The sequence below is a fragment of the Streptomyces sp. NPDC006487 genome (assembly GCF_042870555.1).
Taxonomy (GTDB): domain Bacteria; phylum Actinomycetota; class Actinomycetes; order Streptomycetales; family Streptomycetaceae; genus Streptomyces.
This window is the reverse complement of sequence record NZ_JBIAHN010000005.1, coordinates 321,244-338,276: the sequence shown is the minus strand read 5'-3', so window position 1 is coordinate 338,276 and position 17,033 is coordinate 321,244. Positions and strand designations below refer to the sequence as shown.

The following is a 17,033-nucleotide window of genomic DNA, read 5'->3' as shown; positions in this document are numbered from 1 at the left end:
TCGGTGCGGTCACTGAAGGGCAATCGCCCGCGAAGCGTCGCCCGGCAGGTGTTCGTCCTGCAGGTGGCGGTCGTGGTGCTGCTCGCGGCAGGTGCGGTGCTGGCGCTGGTGCTCCAGTCCCGCCACGACATCGACCGCGAGGCCCGCAGCCGGTCCGTGGCGGTCGCCGAGACCTTCGCCCGCTCGCTCGGGCTGCAAGAGGCCCTCCGTTCGCCCGATCCCTCCGCGATCCTCCAGCCGCTCGCCGAGTCGACGCGCAAGGCCACCGGGGTGGACTTCATCGTGGTGATGGACACCAAGGGGATCCGCTACACCCACCCCCTGCCCGACCGCATCGGCAAGCGGTTCGTGGGGACGATCGCGCCCTCGCTCGCCGGCCACGTCTACACGGAGAGCGTCCACGGTCCGCTGGGCAACGAGATCCAGGCCGTGGTGCCGGTGGTCGCCGACGACGGCCGGGTCGTCGCACTGGTCTCGGCGGGCCTCACCGTGAAGAGCGTCACCGGCGTCGTCGACCGGCAACTCCCCGTGATCCTCGGCGTCAGCGCGGCCGGCCTCGCCCTGGCCACCGGGGGCGCGGCCCTGATCAGCAGACGCCTCCGGCGCCAGACCCACGGCCTCGGCCCTCTGGAGATGACACGGATGTACGAGCACCACGACGCGGTGCTGCACGCCGTCCGCGAGGGGGTGCTGATCACCGACGGCGCGGGTCGGCTCCTGCTCGCGAACGACGAGGCGAAGCGGCTCCTGCGGCTCGCCCCCGATGCCGAAGGGGCCCTCATCAAAGACCTGCCCGGTCTCGATCGGCAGGTGTCCGATCTCCTGATCTCCCGTCGGGAGGCCACCGACGAGGTGCACGAGGCCGGCGACCGGCTGCTGGTGATCAGCCAGAGGCCGACCCGGCCCGGCGGCGGGCCGGAGGGAGCGGCCGTCACCATCCGTGACTCCACCGAAATGCGCGTGCTCAGCGCACGGGCCGACGCGGCCCACAGACGGCTGAAGCTGCTGTACGACGCCGGCACCGGCATCGGCACCACCCTCGACGTGGAGCGGACGGCCCAGGAGCTCGCCGACGTCGCAGTGCCGCGCTTCGCGGACTTCGTGACCGTGGATCTGGCCGAGAGCGTGCTCCACGGGGACGAGCCCGCCTCGGACGCGGAGCTGCGCCGTACCGGGGTCAGCGGCATCCGCGACGATGCGCCCCTCTATCCGCGCGGCAGGCTGATCGACTTCCTGCCGTCCACACCGCAGGCCCGCGGTTTCGCCAGCGGCCGGGCCGAGGTGGTGCCCGACCTCGCCGACGCGCCCGGCTGGCACGCCCAGGACCCGCGGCGGACCCGGAAGATCGTAGAGTTCGGGATCCACTCCCTGATCACCGCCCCGCTCACGGCCCGCGGGGTCACGCTCGGCGTGGCCAACTTCTGGCGCTCGCGGAAACCGGAGCCCTTCAACGACGAGGACCTCTCGCTCGCCGAAGAGCTCGTGGCGCGGGCCGGCGTCACCATCGACAACGCCCGCCGCTACACCCGTGAGCACGCCCTGGCCGTGACGCTCCAGCACAGCCTGCTGCCGCGCGAGCTGCCCGAGCAGACCGCCGTGGAGGTGGCGCACTACTACCTGCCCGCCCACTCCGGCGTCGGCGGCGACTGGTTCGACGTGATCCCGCTTCCCGGCAGCCGGGTCGCCCTGGTCGTGGGTGACGTCGTCGGCCACGGACTGCGCGCCGCGGCGACCATGGGCCAGCTGCGTACGGCCGTGCTCAACTTCTCGTCCCTGGACCTTCCTCCGGACGAGCTGCTGGCGCGCCTGGACGACCTCGTCCAGTACATCGACCAGAGCGGGGAGGGTGGCGGCACCGACGGCGAATTGATCGGCGCGACCTGCCTGTACGCCGTGTACGACGCGGTGACACAGCGGTGCACGATGGCCCGCGCGGGGCACGTGCCACCGTTCGTGGTGCGTCCCGACGGATCGGCGGTGATGCCCGACCTGCCCCCGGGCGCACCGCTGGGGCTCGGCGGATTCCCCTTCGAGTCGGCGGAGCTGGACCTGAGCGAGGGCTCGCAGCTGGTGCTCTACACCGACGGCCTGATCGAGACCCCGGGCCGCGACATCGACGAGGGGCTCGAGCTGCTCCGCTCGGCACTCTCGCACGCGGGCCCGGGGCCCCACGAGACCTGCCGGGCGGTCCTGAAGGGGGTGATGCCGGTACGCCCGAAGGACGACGTGGCCGTCCTCATCGCGCAGACGCACGCGCTGGCCACGGACCGCATCGCCGACTGGGAGGTGCCGTTCGAGCCGACCGCCGTGGGGGGCGTGCGGGCCCGCGCCGTGGAGAAGCTCGAGGAATGGGGCCTTTCCGAGCTCGCCTTCGGCACGGAACTCGTACTGAGCGAGCTCGTCACGAACGCCATCCGGCACGGCAGCGCACCGGTCCGCGTACGGCTGCTGAACGACGGCAGGCTGCTGACCTGCGAAGTCTCCGACGGCAGCAGCACCTCACCCCACCTGCGGTACGCCGCCACCACGGACGAAGGGGGTCGTGGACTCTTCCTGGTGGCTCAGATCAGCGGCCGATGGGGCACCCGGTACACGCGCACCGGGAAGATCATCTGGTCCGAGCAGCCGCTGCCGGAACACTGAGCGGGGCCGTGGGCGGACAGGGATATCGGAGGATCCCTCAGGGCTCGCACAGACGAACGGCGAGGGCCGCGACGTCGTCGTCGAGGCGTCCTCTGCTGTAGTGGAGAAGATCGCGGTGAAGAGCGGTGAGCAGTTCGCGGGGCGGCGTCGGCGGCTGCCGGCGCAGCCAGGCTGCCAGGGGGAAGAACTCGCCGTCGCGGGCGCGGGCCTCGGCGATCCCGTCGGTATAGAGGAGCAGCAGGTCGCCGGGGGCGAAGTCGTAGGTCTCGACGTTGTAGTGATCGCCGACCAGCTCCGCGAGGCTGATCAGCGGCGAGGGAATGGCGGACTCCAGGACACGAAGTCTCCTGCGGTTCAGGAGCATCGGCGGGGGGTGTCCGCAGTTGAGGATGTCGATCCGTCCGCCCTCGTGCGGGATCTGGACGAGAAGGGCCGTGGCGAAGCGCTCCATCGCCCCGTCGGAGGGGAACGCGGAGTTGTAACGGGTGCTGCTGGCGTCGAGCCTGCGTGCCACGTTGACCATGGCGGCCTCGCCGAAGGCGGCCTCCCTGAAGGCGTTGACGATCGCGGCGGCGGCTCCCACGGCCGGCAGGCCCTTGCCGCGCACGTCACCGATGAGCAGTCTGATCCCGAAAGGCGTGTCGACCACCTCGTAGAAATCCCCGCCGATGCGGGCCTCCGCCGCGGCCGCGAGGTACAGCGACTCGATCTCGATGTTGCCCAAGCGGCGCGGCATGGGGCTCAGCACCACCTGCTGCGCGGCGTCGGCGACGAGCCTCACCTGGAAGAGGGTGCGCTCGCGCTGGAGCCGGACGTGGCTCCCGTACGCGGCGGCCACGGTGACCGCGATGATTCCCGAGGCCGTCCACCAGGTACCCAGATCGGGGAAAACGAGGCTGAGGCCGATCATCAGAAGGAGGCAGACCGTCCCGAGCAGGACGGTGGGCAGGACCGGCCACATCGCGGCGGCCAGGGCCGGCGCCGCGGGAAGGAGGCGGCTGAAGGCCATGTCCGGCGGTGTGGTGTAGGCCAGGCTGGCGATGACGACGGTCAGGATGACCGGCGACAGCCGTACAAGGCTTCCCGGGCCTGGGCGCCTACGGTGCCGCGGCGGTCCAGACTCGATCACAATTCCCAGAGTATCCACCTCATGGAGGCACGGCACTCCGGCGAACCGGCCCGGGGCCCGCTCCCGGGCGCCGGACCCGATCACCGGCCTGCTGGACCGGGCGGGAACCGCCTCGGCGCGCGGCAGGGACCTGCCCGCCCGTGACCGGTCGGTCGCTCGGCATGATCATGACCGACCGGTCGGCCGGCCTGACCTCCGGCTGCCGGGCGGGGCCGCACTCCGGCGGAGCGGTCACCGGATGAGCGGTCACCGGATGAGCGGTGTTTAGGCTGCGGCCATGACAAGACCCTCCGCCCCGTTCACGATCCCGCGCCTTCAGCTCCTGGCCCAGACAGCGGACGTGGTCTACGCGCTGGGTTCGCTGGGGATCTCCGTCGCCATGCTTCACAACTGGCCCGACCCCAACGGGTACTGGCGCGACAACGACCTGTGGTCCTACGGCTTGGTGTGCGCGGTCTACCTCCCCCTCGCCGTCCGCCGCCGGTTCCCCGTCCCCGTCCTGGTCTGGGTCGTGCTGTGCGACCTGGTCTACCTGACCCTGGCCCACTATCCCGCCGTGACCGTGTGCGGGCTGGGCCTGGCCTGCTACACCGTCGCCTCCCGTCGGGTCCGTACCGTCTCCGTGCCCGCCGCAGTGGTCACCTGGCTCGTACTCCTGTGGGGGACCCGTCTGTTGGAGCCCGGGATCGGCGGCCTCGGCGTCGCGTTCGTCACGTCCACCGCCGCAGTCACCTGGGTCACCGGTGACGTCTCCCGCCGCTTCGCGGAACGCGGCGAACGCCTGGCCGCCCTCACCCGGCAACTGAAGGACGAACAGGAGGAGAGGACGCGCAGCGCGGTCACCGACGAGTGCATGCGCATCGCCCGCGAACTCCACGACGTCATCGCCCACCACGTCTCCGTCATCTCCATCCAGGCGGGGGTGGCCGACTACGTCTTCACCTCCGACCCGGCCGCCGCCCGCCAGGCCCTCCACACGGCTGCGGACAGTGCCCGCGAGGCGGGCGACGAGATGCGGCGCATGCTGACCGTCCTGCGGCACGGCACCGAACGGGCCGGCTCCCGTCCCGGCGAGGACGACGTACAACCGCGGGGACTGGCCGCACTCCCGCCCCTGATCGAACGCGTCAACGCGGCCGGAGTCGCCGTACGGGTCGTGGGAGAGGTCCCCACCCGCCTTCCCGCGGGCATCGACATGTGCGTCTACCGCATCGTCCAAGAGGCCCTCACCAACGTCCTCAAACACGCTCACCACGCCGCCGTCGAGATGACCTTCCGCCACGACACGTCGGGCCTCAGCGTGCGCATCACGGATGACGGAACCGGCCAATCCTTGCCCGCACAGCGAGATTTCCCAGGTCACGGCTTGATGGGCATGAGGGAGCGGGCAACAATCTACGGCGGTAGCGTCGCTGCCGGCCCCCGCCCCCAGGGCGGATACCAGGTCGACCTCACCCTGCCGATACCGAACCACCAGTGATCGCGGCCGCCGGTCACTGCTGCCGTGCCCCGGGGGAAAACCAGCTCATGCCCACGATCCTCGTCGTCGACGACCAGATCCTCGTCCGGTCCGGACTGGTCGCGCTCCTGAACGCCGCGCCCGGCATCACGGTCGTCGGCGAGGCCGAAAGCGGCGAAACGGCCATCGTCGCCGCGGCCGAACTCCGTCCCGAGGTCATCCTCATGGACATCCGCATGCCGGGCATCGGCGGCATCGCCGCCACCCGGCACATCCTGGAGAACGCACCCGGGAACCCGCCCAAGATCATCATCCTGACCACCTTCGACCTGGACTCCTACGTCCTCCAGGCCCTGCGGTCGGGAGCCGGCGGGTACCTCCTCAAGAACACCCCGCCCGACCGCCTGATCGCCGCGATCCACACCGTCCACGCAGGCGACACCCTCCTGAGTCCCGCCGCCCTCCAGGAACTCCTCGCCCTCTGCGCCGTCCGGCCCGCGGCGCCGCCGACGGCCTCACACCCGGCCGATGCCCTCACCCCGAGGGAGCGGGAAGTCCTGACCCTCGTCGGCGCCGGGATGTCGAACGGCGAGATCGCCGTCCGGCTCGTCCTGAGCCCGGCGACCATCAAGACCCACGTCCACCGCTGCATGACCAAACTCGCCCTCACCAGCCGCGCGCAGGCCGTCGTGTTCGCCTACGAAGCCGGGCTCGTGACGACGTGACGCACCCGGTGTAGCCGAAGCTCAGCACGGTGCGCAAAGGAGAACGCACCGAACACGTGCACACCCGCTGAGCGCTCACTCGGTGTCCGGCGGCCACGTGGCGCGGTCGCGGACATGGTGGAACTGCGGCAGCTCGGAGGCGAGGACGTCGAAGTGGGGGAGCGGGGCCCACAGGCTGCGCTCGCCGATGACGTAGAGGCGGCGTTTGGCGCGGCTCGCGGCGACGTTGAGGAGGTGCGGGGTGCGGGCCGCCCACTCGCGGGCGCCGGGACGGCCGCCGCCGAGCACGAGGACGACGACGTCGGCTTCCTTGCCCTGGGCCCGGTGGACGGTGGCGCAGCGTTCCTCGATCAGCTCGGACGTCCAGCCCTCACGGCCGCGGCAGACCCTCTGGCATTCGGCGACGAGGGCCCGGAAGGGGGCGATCACGCGCACGCGCTCGACCTCGACGCCGTGCCGGTGCAGACCGTCGAGGACGAACTCGAAGGCCCGGCGGTCGCGTTCGCCCCACGGGGCGTCGGAGGGGCGGGCCGGGTCGTCGGTGTTGAGCCAGCGGCTGGGGAGCAGGCCGCCGCGTTCCGCATCGGGGAACGCCTTGGGTTCGGTGCCGTAGACCATGAGGCCTCCGTAGGCGACCTCGTTGCTGACCGTGAACATCGGATCTTCGCAGCGGCGGTGCACGCGGAGCGGTGAACCCACCCAGACGTGCTCGTCGTCGGCTTCCGGGGACGGGAGGTAGGTGCCGTAGCGGTTGGTCCGGTCGGCGACGGCCTGGGCGGAGGTGGCAGAGGGAAGCCAGTGCTCGTCGACGCCGTGGGCGCGCAGCAGCCGCAGCTGCAGGGCCGTGGGCATGGTGACGACGGGTTCGAGCTGGAGCGGATCGCCGACCAGGACGGCGCGGCGGGCGCGCCACAGCGCGCCGACGGCGGCCTGCGGGGTGGCCTGTCCGGCCTCGTCGACGAGGACCCAGCCGATCGACTCCCGACCGAGGCGCGCGAACATGCTGCCGACCGAGGAGAACGTGGTGGAGACGACGGGCACCAGGAGGAAGAGGGTCTGCCAGGCACGCTCGACCTCCTCGTCGGGAACGTGCCCGTTGGTACCGGCCATCAGCTCCATGAGGAGCTGGAGGTTGCCGCGGATCTTCTTCGCGGCCCCGGCGGCGAAGGCACGGTGCAGGTCGAGGGCGCGCAGGAACAGGTCGCTGCGCGCGGTCGACCAGGCCTCGTCCGACCAGGGCGAGCCCAACTCCTGGTCGGCCTCGTCGAGGTGGGCCCAGCCGAGCGGCAAGGAGGTCAGGGCCCGCGCCGCCTCCCGCAGTTCGCGGTGGCGGCCGTCGAGTTCGGACACGGCGGCGCGCAGGCCGCGGCGGGACGAGTCGGCGGCCTGCCGGGCCTGCCGCAGAGCGGTGGCCGCCGCGGCCTCCCGCGCGCTCGCCGCCCGTTCGTACGCGAGGGCGGCGGTGAGACCGGCAGCGGCCTCGTCGAGGTCGGCGCCGGACCGGGTCTGCCGGGTGGCGGCCAGGGACTCGGTGCGCGCGGCGGCGGCGACCTGCTCCAGGGAGTCCTCGAGCGCGGTGCGCTGCTGGACGAGCAAGTAGGCGATCTCGGCCTGGGAGTGCTCCTGTTGCCGTTCGGCGGCCTGCCGGTCGGCGGAACTCTGCAGCAGGCGGCGCAGTCCGCCGCGCAGGCCCCGCTCCGTGGCTGGGGGCGCGTCGTGGCGCGCGGTGAGCGCGCTCACGTACTCCCTCTGCTGCGCGGCCAGTTCACGGGCGGCGGACAGGTCCGCGCGGGCGGTGGCCAGCTCCTGGCGGGCCCGTGGCACGTGCTCGGAAGCCGCCCTGTGTCCGGCCTCGGCCCGCGCGGTGGCGGTCCGGGCGGCGGCGCTGGTGGCGGCGGCCCGGTCCAGGACCGCCGCGGCGGCGGCGACCTGCCCGTCGGACCTGGACACGTCGGCTTCCAGGTCCGCGATCCGCTGCCCGGCCGACGGGGACTCGACGGCGGACAGGGACCCGGCCAGCCGGGCGCGCCCGGAGCGCAGCCGCTCCACCTCGGCTTGGGCGGCCCGGAGCGCGGCGACGGCCCCGGTCCACGAGGGCACGGGGTGGGCGGGTGCGGCAGGCGCAGCCGGGGCCTGGCCCGCCGGGACGACCGGACGTTGGCCGGCGGGCGGGGGCTTGGGCGGAATCCAGTCGCGCAGGATGCTCTCCATGCCGCGCAGCGGTGGCAGTCCCGCGTCGGAGCGGGCCTCGGTCTCCTTCTCCGGCAGCTGGCCCCACCAGAACCGGTTTCCGAACTCCTTCCGGTTGGACTTGTTGCCGAGCACCGCCGCGACCAGCCCCCAGGCCGGGCCGCAGAGGAGCGCGGAGGCAAGGTCGGAGAAGTGGTCGGGGCCGCCGTGCCAGTGCTCGCCGAGCGCACCGATGCCGGGCAGTTCGGCGGTGATGTTCTCCACGGCGCCGTTGTTGGAGGAGGCGACCACGATCTCGAACCCGGTCAGCCGCGGGTCGAGCCGCGACACGAAGCGGGGGTGTCGACCCTGACGGTCCCGGCCACGCCACGGCGGACCGGTGAACGCCTGACCGGGCCGGTCGAAGGAGGCCAGCACCGCCGCTCGCTCCACGACCAGGGCGGCGACCAGGTCACGCAGCATCGTGGTCTTGCCCGTGCCCGGCGGGCCGTTCACGGAGAACATCCCGCCCTCGCTTCCCGCCCGGTCGGCGAGCATGCGGTCGACCGCGAACTGCTGGCTCAGGGCGAGCGGGAACCGCGCCGGTGCGGGCCAGCGGCCGGCCGGAACAAGGTCCGGAGCGACCCCGTCAAGGACGACCCCGCGTTCCTGGCGGACATCCGTCCGCGCCCCCACGGCCACGGAGTCGAGCTCGGTCAGGTACGCCGCCAGCGCCGGGCCGATGCCCTCGTCCAACGCCGCGGACACCCGGGCGAGGTCGGGCGGGAGCAGACTGTTCAGGAACGGGGCCGCGACGGCGGCCTTCTTCCCCGGGTCCACCGGCCGGCGGACCAGCCTGCTGCGCACCCGGACCACCTGCGGCCGCAGGTGGTCGCGTACCCCGCACAGGTCGGCGATCTGCGCGGTCAGGGCGACGAGATCGGCGAACCCGAGCGCACGGGGACCGGTGTCGGCGCTCGTCCCGGACTCCGCCGGCGTGTCGGGACCGTCGGCGGGCGCACCTTCGGGGGCGCCCGCGGCGCGCACGGGCCGCCCGGACTCCGCTTGTTCCTCGGCAGGACGGCGCGCCGCGGCCCAGTCCGCGGCGCGGCGCACCAGGGGGTCCGCCGCGCCCTGCAACGCGGCGCCGGCGACCTCGCCGAACAGGGCCCCGACCGCGCCGACGGCAGCGCCGCCCAGGATCTCGGCGAGCAGCCGCTGCCAGCTCCCGCGGCCGGCCTCCGGCCCGGTCCCGGAGCCGGGCGTGCGCTCGTACGCCGCACCCGCGGCCGGTGCGGCGGGACCGTAAGGGATCGCGGTGGCGGTGAGATCGTCGATCGCGGTGCCGAACGCGTCGTCGAGCTCCTCGAAGCCGTCCAGCCACCCCGCCGCGGACGGTCCCGGATCGAACAGACGCCCCGTCGCCCAGCCGCATGCGGAGATCACGGAGGTGTCCTCGAGCGGCCGGCCCTCTTCGTCCAGGACCAGCGCGAACATCGCGCTCTGATCCGACAGCACCAGCTCGCTCTGTGGCACGCCGGGGTCCGGATCGGTCCCCGCGGGCAGTACCGCGATCATCGCCTGGCGGAGCAACTCCAGCTCGAAGACACCGCAGTAGACCTCGTGCCGCCACATCCAACGGTGCGGTGCCCGCCGCGCCCCCGTCTGGGGGTGGTCCCCGGCCCACGGCAGGAGCGGCGGCAGCCGGCCCGGCTCCGGGGTGAGGTCGACGACGTACTCGTCCCTCGCCGCGGAGCGTGCGGAGGGGCGCCGCCGGGGCAGCGCGGGGATGGTCGGCGGACTGAACAGCTCGATCGCGCGCCAGCACTCGAGCAGGGCCCTGCGCCGATGGTCCTGCGCGTCACTGCTCCGCACTCATTGCCCCCGTGTCGTACGCGCGGCACCCGCCGCTCCCCTGAAGATCAGCTGCGTCACCGAATCTACCGGACCGTCAGCAGGCCGCGCTCCGGCCGCCCGGTCCGCCCGTGCTCGAACGCCGCAGCGCACAGGGCCCGTTCGGCCGACCGGGCGCGGGGAGCACACCGGCCGGCCGGGCCGCCCCGGGCCCGCCGGGTCACGGCGTGTGCAGGGCGAGGGCCGCGCAGTGGCCGGCCGGGACCAGGACGTCGGTCAGGGTCCACCCCGGCAGGCGGGCCGGCTCGGCCCCCGAACCGACGTAGTCCGCGGCCGGGTTCTCCGACAGCCCGACCCCCAGGCCCTTGAGGTAGGCCTCCTTGCGGGTCCAGACCCGGGTGAAGGCCGCCGAGCGCTCCCCGGGGGAGAGGGCCGCCAGTTCGGCGGCTTCCCGCGGGTGCAGGACGTCGGCCAGTTCCGGGATGGTCCGGGGTGCCACCAGCTCCTCCACGTCCACCCCGACCGGGGCGGTCGCGAACGCCAGCAGGCTGATGTCGGTGCAGTGCGAGAGCGAGAAGTGCAGGGCCCCGCCCGGGAGCACGGGGCGTCCGTGCGGTTCGTCGCAGTGTGCGCACGGAGCCCGCTCGACGGTGACCTCGCGCGGGACGATGCCCAGGTACGCGCCGAGCAGCCGCCGCAGCGCGACGTGCGCGCAGACGTACGCGTCCCGGTCGGCTGCCTGGACGAACTCGGCCGCGCGGGCGAGCTCCTGGGCGTCCAGGGTGCCGGGGGCGTGCCGGGCGGCGTGCACCCGGTAGTCCGTGGTGTCCACGAGCCACAGCTGCGGGCTCGCGGCCACCAGGGCGGCCTGCGCCGGACCGGGGTCCGACAGCCTTTCCGGGACCAGGAGTTGCCGGGTCAGTACGGACATGGGGGACCTCCTCAGGCGGCCGCGGGGACGGGGATCTGCTCCACCGGCGCAGGCTCCTCGGCCCGTGCGGGGTGGCGCAGGGCGAGTACCGCCGCCACCGGGGAGACGAAGGCGATCGCGCCGCACAACAGCCACGTGGTCTGGATGCCCAGGACGAGGGAGAGCGAGCTGAAGACGGCGATGGAGATGGGGGCGGTGCCGATTCCGGCGAGGGCGAGGGTGGACATCGCCGCGCCCATCCGGTCCTCGGGGGCCGACTGCTGGTACAGGGTGACGATCGCGGGGCCGTTGAGGCCGGACAGCAGTCCCACTCCGGCGGCGACGGCGGTGAGCGAGACCACGGACGGCATCAGGGCCATCACGAGGATTCCGGCGGCGAGGCCGGCGCCGGTGACGACGAGGCGCACGAACATCGGGATGCGGTGCGCCATCGCGGCGCCCACCGCGCTGGAGCCGAGCGCGCCCACGCTGAAGGCCGCCAGCACCACGCCCACGGCGCTGACGCCCCAGCCGCGTTCGGAGACCAGCAGCGGCAGAGCCACCTCCGCGGGCCAGCTGAAAGCGAGGTCGAGGCAGAGGGCGGCGACGAACATCCAGCGCAGCCGGGGGTGGGCGGCAAGCAGCCGGAAACCGTCGCCGGAGCGCTTGACCAGGGAGACGCCGGGCTCCGGCTTCGGGCGGACGAAGCCGTGGGTGACGTGCAGCAGGCAGCCGAGCCAGATGGCTCCGGTGACGGCGCCGACCAGCATCGCCAGCCACAGCTCCCCGACGGTGATCAGGAGCGCTCCGGCCGGGGCGCCGAGGATGGGGGCGACGCGCAGCACCATCGCGTAGAGGGAGTTCGCGCGGGCCAGCTGGTCGCCGCGGGCGAACATCGGCAGCAGGACGCCGGAGGCCGGTCCGGCCAGGCCCAGGAGGATGCCCTCGATCAGCGCGATCACCACCAGCGGCCACAGCTGGTGGGTGGTGGCGGTGACCACGGCGCCGGCGGCGAGCAGGACGACGCGGGCGGCCGTGGTGCGCAGGAGGATGAAACGCGGCCCGAGGGTGTCGGCCACCGCCCCGCCGAAGATCAGCATGAGGGCGCGGGGCACGGTCGCGGCGAGCATCAGCAGGGTGACCGCACGGGTCCCGCCCAGCTCGACGGCGGTCCAGTTCATGGCGATGAGCAGGGCGAAGCTGCCGAGCTGCACGGAGGCCTGGCCGCCGACGAGGGAGCCGACCCGGCCCCACTGGACCGGTGGGGAGGCCTGCGGAACCTGCTCTACGGGGGTGTCCATGGTGCACCTGTTCTCTGTGTGGGCTGAGGGAGGGGTGGGGTGGTTCATCGCCGGTCACCGTGGCGGTGCGGGCCCGCGAGGGCGAGGGCCACGGCCCGCCGTGCGGCGCGCGCCAGGTCGGAGCCGCGGGGGGCGCCGCCGTACGTCCGTAGTTCCAGGCGGCCCCCGAGGTGTCCGAGGCCCGCCGCTCCGAGCGCCCGGTACGCGGCCGTGGCCGCGGCGGCGGTGGCGGCCGGGCCCGCCGCGGGGACGGCGGCCGCACTGACCCCCGGTACTTCCGAGAGCCGGAACCGTCCGCGGACGCACGCCGCACGCCGGCGGCGCCCGGGCGGCCCCGCGAGCCGGCCGCCCGGCACCGGCCTCGGGACGTCCCGCCCGGACAGCGGGCCGGCGACGGCGGGAACGGCGGGCCGGGCCGGGCCGGGCGCCCTCATGACGGGCTCCCGAGCGCGACGGCCGGCACGGCTCCCGGCACCGGGGTGTCCGGGGACCACAGGTCGGCCGGGTCCAGATCGGCGACGCGGTACTTCCCGAGGGCGCTGACCAGCAGCCGCAGCTCCAGGGCCAAGGCCTCGACGAGCCGGATCAGGCCCTCCTCGGGGTCCTCGTCCACCGCCAGCAGCGCAGCCCGGCCCAGGCCCACCGCGGTCGCGCCCAGGGCCAGGGCCCGTGCCGCCCGGCCGCCCTCCCAGATCCGGCCCGTCGCGAGCAGGTCCCCCGCCGGGCGGCCGATCCGGCGCAGGCACTCCCCGAGCGGCAGCCCCACCTGGTCGAGGAACACCCTCGGCGCCCAGCCGGTGCCGCCCTCGGCGCCGTCCACCGTGACCGCATCCGCGCCCGCCGCCCAGGCGGTGGCGGTGGCCGCCGCGATGTCCCGGCCCGGGTGGAACTTCACCCAGGTGCGGGCCAGCGGGAAGTTGTTCCGCATGAACCGCAGCTGCTGGCGGACGATCTCCTCGGTGAAGGTGCCGGGCGTCGCACACCGCAGCCGCCTGCCGTCGGCATCGCCCAGGAGGTCCCGGACGGCGAACTGCCCGGCCAGCCGGCCGGCTTCCGGCGCGCCCACCACCGTCATCCCGCCGAGCCCGGGCTTGGCGCCCTGGCCCACCTTGAGTTCGAAGCCGAGCCGGCCCGAGTCGCGCAGCGGCCGGGTCCCCGGGTCGCTGTAGAGCAGGTTCCAGACCTCGGAGTCGGCGTCCTCGGTGGACTGCTGGACGACGACGCCGCCGATCCCGTCCGGGACGGACTCCGCGTAGGCGGCCACCCGTTCCAGCAGGGCCGAGCGGGTGGCCCCGCCGTCGCCGCCGCGGGCGTACCCGTGCACCGGCACCATGTTCTCGCCGATCACCATCGGGATCCCGAGCTGAGCCGCCTGCCGCCCGGCCGCCACGCCGAGGTCGCCGCTGCCGGCCCGGGTGGAGCCGAACGCCGAGAGGTACAGCGGCAGTCGGGCCGTGAACCCGCCGATCGACGTGCCCAGGTCCACGTCCTCGTACGAGGGCTCGCGGCCCAGGTCGATCAGCTTCTCCAGCCGCCGCGGCATGAACACCGGCGGCGCGATCCGCAGCGCGTCCAACGCGTCGGGGGCGGCTCCCGGGGACCAGGCCCCGTCCCCGTACCCGTCGGCCGCCGACCCGAAGAGTTCCGCCCCGTAGGCGTCCGCCGCCGGGAACACCTCGGCCGTGCCCGCCCGGGCCCTGGCCCGTACCGCCCGCTCCGGGAAGCCCGGCGCACCCAGTGAGCTCACGGCGCGATCACCCCCGGCAGCTTCGGGTAGGCGCTGACCTGCCAGAGGGCATCGAGCCCGGTCAGGTACCGCACCAGGCGCTGCAGCCCCATGCCGAAGCCCGCGCTGGGCTCGATGCCCTCGCGGGCCAGCTCCAGGTACCAGGCGTACTTGGCCGGGTTCTCGCCGCTCTCGCGCATCCGGGTCACGATCGCCGCGTAGCCCGACTCCCGCTCGCTCCCGCTGACCAGCTCGCCGAACCCGCCGTGGGCGATCAGGTCGAAGTTGCGCAGCACGCCCGGGCGTTCGGGGTCCTCGCGGTCGTAGAAGCCGCGCGAACCCTTCGGGTAGTCGTCGATGAAGAACGGCCGGTCGGCCTCCAGGGAGAGCACCTTCTCGCCCTCCCAGTCGATCTCCGCGTCCGGACTCTGCGGGTGGCCCTGCCCGATCAGCCGGGCCACCGCCTCCTCGTGCGTGCAGGAGTCGAACTTCCCGGACCGCAGCTCGGCGAAGTCCAGATCGTCCCGGCCCAGTTCACGGAGCACCTCGGGGACGGCCGTCCACACGTGGTCGACCACGCTGGTCAGCAGGCCGGCCGCGATCTCCTGGGCGTCGGCCCGGCTGCCGCCCGCCATCTCCACGTCGATCTGGTGGAACTCGACCAGGTGGCGGCCCGTGCCGGCGGTCTCGGGAGGCTCCACCCGGACGTTCGGGGCGATGTAGAAGAGGCGCGGAAAGCCCTTCAGGGAAGCCTGCTTGTAGAGGATCGCGCTCGTCATCAGCTTGTACGGCTGCCCGTAGTAGTCGACGTCCAGCGCCTTCGCGCCGCGCCCGCCCGGGTCGGTGACGGGGCCCACCAGGGGCGGCAGCAGCTCCACGAAACCCTCGCCGCGCAGGAACTGCCGCGCCGCGTGGAGGGCTTCCTGCTGGACGAGCATCGCGGACCGCAGCTGGGGCGAGCGCAGGTGCTCGCCCAGCGGGGGAGGGGTCGAGAAGTCCATGTCGGGTCCTGTTCCTTTACCTGTTCGTGGTCGTGACGTACGGGTGCGTGCGTGCGTGCGTGACGGGGACCGGACCCGGGCGCTCCGCGGTCGGGGCGGTTCACGCGGGGGCCCTGGCCGCTCGAGCCCCGGCCCGGGGCCCGCTGGAGCCCGCGGAACCGGGCGCCGGCGGGCCGTCGTACTGCGAGGCCACCCGGCCCAGCGCCGCCAGCAGCCCGTCCGAGGTCATCGACCGGACGGATCCCGGGACCCGTCCGCCGCGCACCGGGTGGGGGGCGACGGGCATCGCGCCCGTCTCGGACCAGCGCAGCCGTCCGCCCGCGTCGACGAAGCTGCGCGAGCGCCCGGCGTTGTCGGGGTGCAGGCAGTACGGGACGTCCAGGACTCCCCGCGCGAAAGCGGTGCGCAGGGCCTTCCCGAGGTCCTCGCCGAGTTCCAGGACGGCCTCCACGAAGGCCCGGGCCTCCCGGTACACCTCGCTGTCCGCCGACCGCGCCGCCTCGCGCGGCGGCCCGGTCAGGGCGGCCGTCGCCGCGGCCGTCTCCAGGGCGCGGACGTTCTCCAGCACGGTGGGGATCCGGTGCGCCTCGGCGGCCGTCTTGACGATCAGCCGCTGAGCCCCCGAGGTGACGGCCAGCCGGGCCGAGGCCTCCAGCAGTCGCGTGGCGCCGCGCTCGGTGTGCGGGAAGACGCCCATGTAGGTGTAGAGGACGACGTGCCGGTCCACGTCCGGGGGCAGGAACTCCGAGGCCAGCCGGCGCAGTGCCCGTACCGCCTCCGCGTCCTGCCCGGGGTCGGTCTGCTGCGCGTAGCTGAGGGACACGCTGCGGATGCCGTGCCGGACGAAGAACAGGCCCTCCAGCAGGCTGATGGCGACCAGCAGCCCGGGCGGGCAGAGCTGGCCGAGCATGCAGCCGCCGAAGCTCTCCACGTGCGCCGTCCGCGGCGCCTGGACGAGCGAGGCGAGCAGTTCGCAGCAGTGCGCCCAGTTCTTCACGGACTCGGCGAGGGGGGTGCGCCCGTAGGGCAGGCAGTACGAGACCGGCCCTCCCTCCGTGGCGTCCAGTCCGGCGGCGGCGAGCGCCCGGACGATCGCCTCCGGCCGCGACGAGCCGTGCCGTACCTGGACGGGGAACCCGGCGTCGAGCACGCCCGCGAGGAGGTTCCGGGTGAGCTCGGCGGAGTGGGTGGCGATCGGGTAGCCGTTGAGCGGGGTGCCCTCGGCGAGGGCGTCGCGCGCCGCGGCGTGGTCGCCGACCCGGGTGTAGCTGTCGATGGTGAGGGTGCCGACGGTGGTGGCCACTGCGGCCTTGGTGCGTTCCAGACCGGCCCGCATCCGGCGCGGATCGCCGAAACCCATCCGCGGCTGGACGACCAGCTGCCCGGAGGCGGCGGCGTCCGCGACGAACGCGCCGAAGGAAGACGTGGAAGCAGTGGAAGACGTGGAAGACGTGGAAGCGGACGGGGCGGCCACGTTCGGTGCGGCGAGCGTGGCGGCGGTCATGCGACGGCCTGCCGGGCGGCTGCCCGCGGGGTGGCCCTCGGCACGATGTGCCGGCCGGTCGGCGAGGTCGCGCCGAGGGCGGCGAGGAAGGACTTCAGGGCGGTGACGTCACCGTCGTCGAAGACGGCGTCGCAGCCCGCGTCGAGGAGCCGTGCGCGCTGCTCCGGGTCGGCCGCGCCGGCCACGCCGAGCTTGCCGCCGATGGCGACGGGAAGCGTCAGGCCGGCCCGGCGCACGGCGCGCACGGCGCTCAGCCCGTCCCGGTAGCCGTGCCCGTTGACAGTGCTGATGACCACGAGGCCGGGCTGCTCGGCCGCGCAGGCCGCCGTCAGGAGCTCGTCCGTCACACAGGGCCCCAGATTGCAGACAGGGTGCCCGAGCTCCTCCAGGAGCAGCTGCAGATAGACCAGGTTCCATGTGTGGGAATCCGAAGCCGTACCCGTGAGAAGGATTTTCACATTCCGTCGTCGCATACGGATGAATATAGGAAGAGGTGGCCCGGTCGAGGGGAAGTTGGACCGGCAGTATGGGGGCGGTGGAAACTCCCGGAGGGATGCGTTCGGAAAAAACGGAAAACCGCGCCCCGCAGTGCGGGACACGGTTTTCCTGAGC

At 73.7% G+C, this 17,033-nt stretch carries 12 protein-coding genes; 3 read left to right on the top strand and 9 right to left on the bottom strand.

What is annotated here, in order from left to right; translation table 11 throughout:
* The first annotated feature begins 48 nt into the window (after nt 1-48).
* Nucleotides 49-2,643, top strand: coding sequence for a SpoIIE family protein phosphatase (locus ACFYM0_RS10855; RefSeq protein ID WP_388499127.1), 2,595 nt, complete (start codon nt 49-51; stop codon nt 2,641-2,643).
* A gap of 37 nt (nt 2,644-2,680) precedes the next feature.
* Here the strand turns inward: ACFYM0_RS10855 and ACFYM0_RS10850 are convergent, their stop codons facing one another.
* A complete protein-coding gene (locus ACFYM0_RS10850) occupies nt 2,681-3,652 on the bottom strand; it encodes a PP2C family protein-serine/threonine phosphatase (protein WP_388499124.1) in 972 nt (323 codons plus the stop codon).
* A gap of 397 nt (nt 3,653-4,049) precedes the next feature.
* Between ACFYM0_RS10850 and ACFYM0_RS10845 the strand changes: the two genes are divergently transcribed.
* Both ACFYM0_RS10845 and ACFYM0_RS10840 read left to right on the top strand, forming a co-directional pair.
* Nucleotides 4,050-5,252, top strand: a complete 1,203-nt coding sequence (locus tag ACFYM0_RS10845) for a sensor histidine kinase (protein ID WP_388499122.1) — start codon at nt 4,050-4,052, stop codon at nt 5,250-5,252.
* A 47-nt stretch (nt 5,253-5,299) separates the two neighbouring features.
* The gene (locus tag ACFYM0_RS10840) at nt 5,300-5,956 is read left to right on the top strand and encodes a response regulator (RefSeq protein WP_388499120.1); all 657 of its coding nucleotides are present in this window, start codon (nt 5,300-5,302) and stop codon (nt 5,954-5,956) included.
* Nucleotides 5,957-6,031: 75 nt separating this feature from the next.
* Here ACFYM0_RS10840 and ACFYM0_RS10835 read toward each other — a convergent pair whose 3' ends face one another.
* The 8 genes from ACFYM0_RS10835 to ACFYM0_RS10800 all read right to left on the bottom strand — a co-directional run bounded on the left by ACFYM0_RS10835 (nt 6,032) and on the right by ACFYM0_RS10800 (nt 16,894).
* A complete protein-coding gene (locus tag ACFYM0_RS10835) occupies nt 6,032-10,000 on the bottom strand; it encodes an AAA domain-containing protein (protein WP_388499118.1) in 3,969 nt (1,322 codons plus the stop codon).
* Between the two features lie 199 nt (nt 10,001-10,199).
* Nucleotides 10,200-10,910: a 4'-phosphopantetheinyl transferase family protein gene (locus ACFYM0_RS10830; RefSeq protein WP_388499116.1), complete on the bottom strand. Its 711-nt coding sequence runs from the start codon at nt 10,908-10,910 to the stop codon at nt 10,200-10,202.
* An 11-nt stretch (nt 10,911-10,921) separates the two neighbouring features.
* Nucleotides 10,922-12,190, bottom strand: a complete 1,269-nt coding sequence (locus tag ACFYM0_RS10825; RefSeq protein WP_388499114.1) for an MFS transporter — start codon at nt 12,188-12,190, stop codon at nt 10,922-10,924.
* Nucleotides 12,191-12,234: 44 nt separating this feature from the next.
* Nucleotides 12,235-12,624: a hypothetical protein gene (locus ACFYM0_RS10820; protein ID WP_388499111.1), complete on the bottom strand. Its 390-nt coding sequence runs from the start codon at nt 12,622-12,624 to the stop codon at nt 12,235-12,237.
* Nucleotides 12,621-13,937, bottom strand: a complete 1,317-nt coding sequence (locus ACFYM0_RS10815) for a glutamate synthase-related protein (RefSeq protein ID WP_388499108.1) — start codon at nt 13,935-13,937, stop codon at nt 12,621-12,623. Before ACFYM0_RS10815 ends, ACFYM0_RS10820 begins: the two co-directional genes overlap by 4 nt.
* A complete protein-coding gene (locus ACFYM0_RS10810) occupies nt 13,934-14,917 on the bottom strand; it encodes an asparagine synthetase A (protein WP_388499106.1) in 984 nt (327 codons plus the stop codon). Before ACFYM0_RS10810 ends, ACFYM0_RS10815 begins: the two co-directional genes overlap by 4 nt.
* 100 nt (nt 14,918-15,017) lie before the next feature.
* Entirely contained in the window at nt 15,018-16,421 is a 1,404-nt protein-coding gene (locus tag ACFYM0_RS10805) for a methylaspartate mutase (protein ID WP_388499105.1), read from the bottom strand.
* On the bottom strand, nt 16,418-16,894 hold the full coding sequence (locus tag ACFYM0_RS10800) for a cobalamin B12-binding domain-containing protein (protein ID WP_388499102.1): 477 nt from the start codon (nt 16,892-16,894) through the stop codon (nt 16,418-16,420). The genes ACFYM0_RS10805 and ACFYM0_RS10800 overlap by 4 nt, the downstream gene beginning before the upstream one ends.
* Nucleotides 16,895-17,033: the final 139 nt, after the last annotated feature.

Bases quoted from the DNA above. Each gene is read 5' to 3' on its own strand.
- ACFYM0_RS10850 (WP_388499124.1), bottom strand. From the start codon at position 3,652: ATGGCCTTCAGCCGCCTCCTTCCCGCGGCGCCGGCCCTGGCCGCCGCG.
- ACFYM0_RS10845 (WP_388499122.1), top strand. From the start codon at position 4,050: ATGACAAGACCCTCCGCCCCGTTCACGATCCCGCGCCTTCAGCTCCTG.
- ACFYM0_RS10840 (WP_388499120.1), top strand. From the start codon at position 5,300: ATGCCCACGATCCTCGTCGTCGACGACCAGATCCTCGTCCGGTCCGGA.
- ACFYM0_RS10830 (WP_388499116.1), bottom strand. From the start codon at position 10,910: ATGTCCGTACTGACCCGGCAACTCCTGGTCCCGGAAAGGCTGTCGGAC.
- ACFYM0_RS10825 (WP_388499114.1), bottom strand. From the start codon at position 12,190: ATGGACACCCCCGTAGAGCAGGTTCCGCAGGCCTCCCCACCGGTCCAG.
- ACFYM0_RS10820 (WP_388499111.1), bottom strand. From the start codon at position 12,624: ATGAGGGCGCCCGGCCCGGCCCGGCCCGCCGTTCCCGCCGTCGCCGGC.
- ACFYM0_RS10810 (WP_388499106.1), bottom strand. From the start codon at position 14,917: ATGGACTTCTCGACCCCTCCCCCGCTGGGCGAGCACCTGCGCTCGCCC.
- ACFYM0_RS10805 (WP_388499105.1), bottom strand. From the start codon at position 16,421: ATGACCGCCGCCACGCTCGCCGCACCGAACGTGGCCGCCCCGTCCGCT.
- ACFYM0_RS10800 (WP_388499102.1), bottom strand. From the start codon at position 16,894: ATGCGACGACGGAATGTGAAAATCCTTCTCACGGGTACGGCTTCGGAT.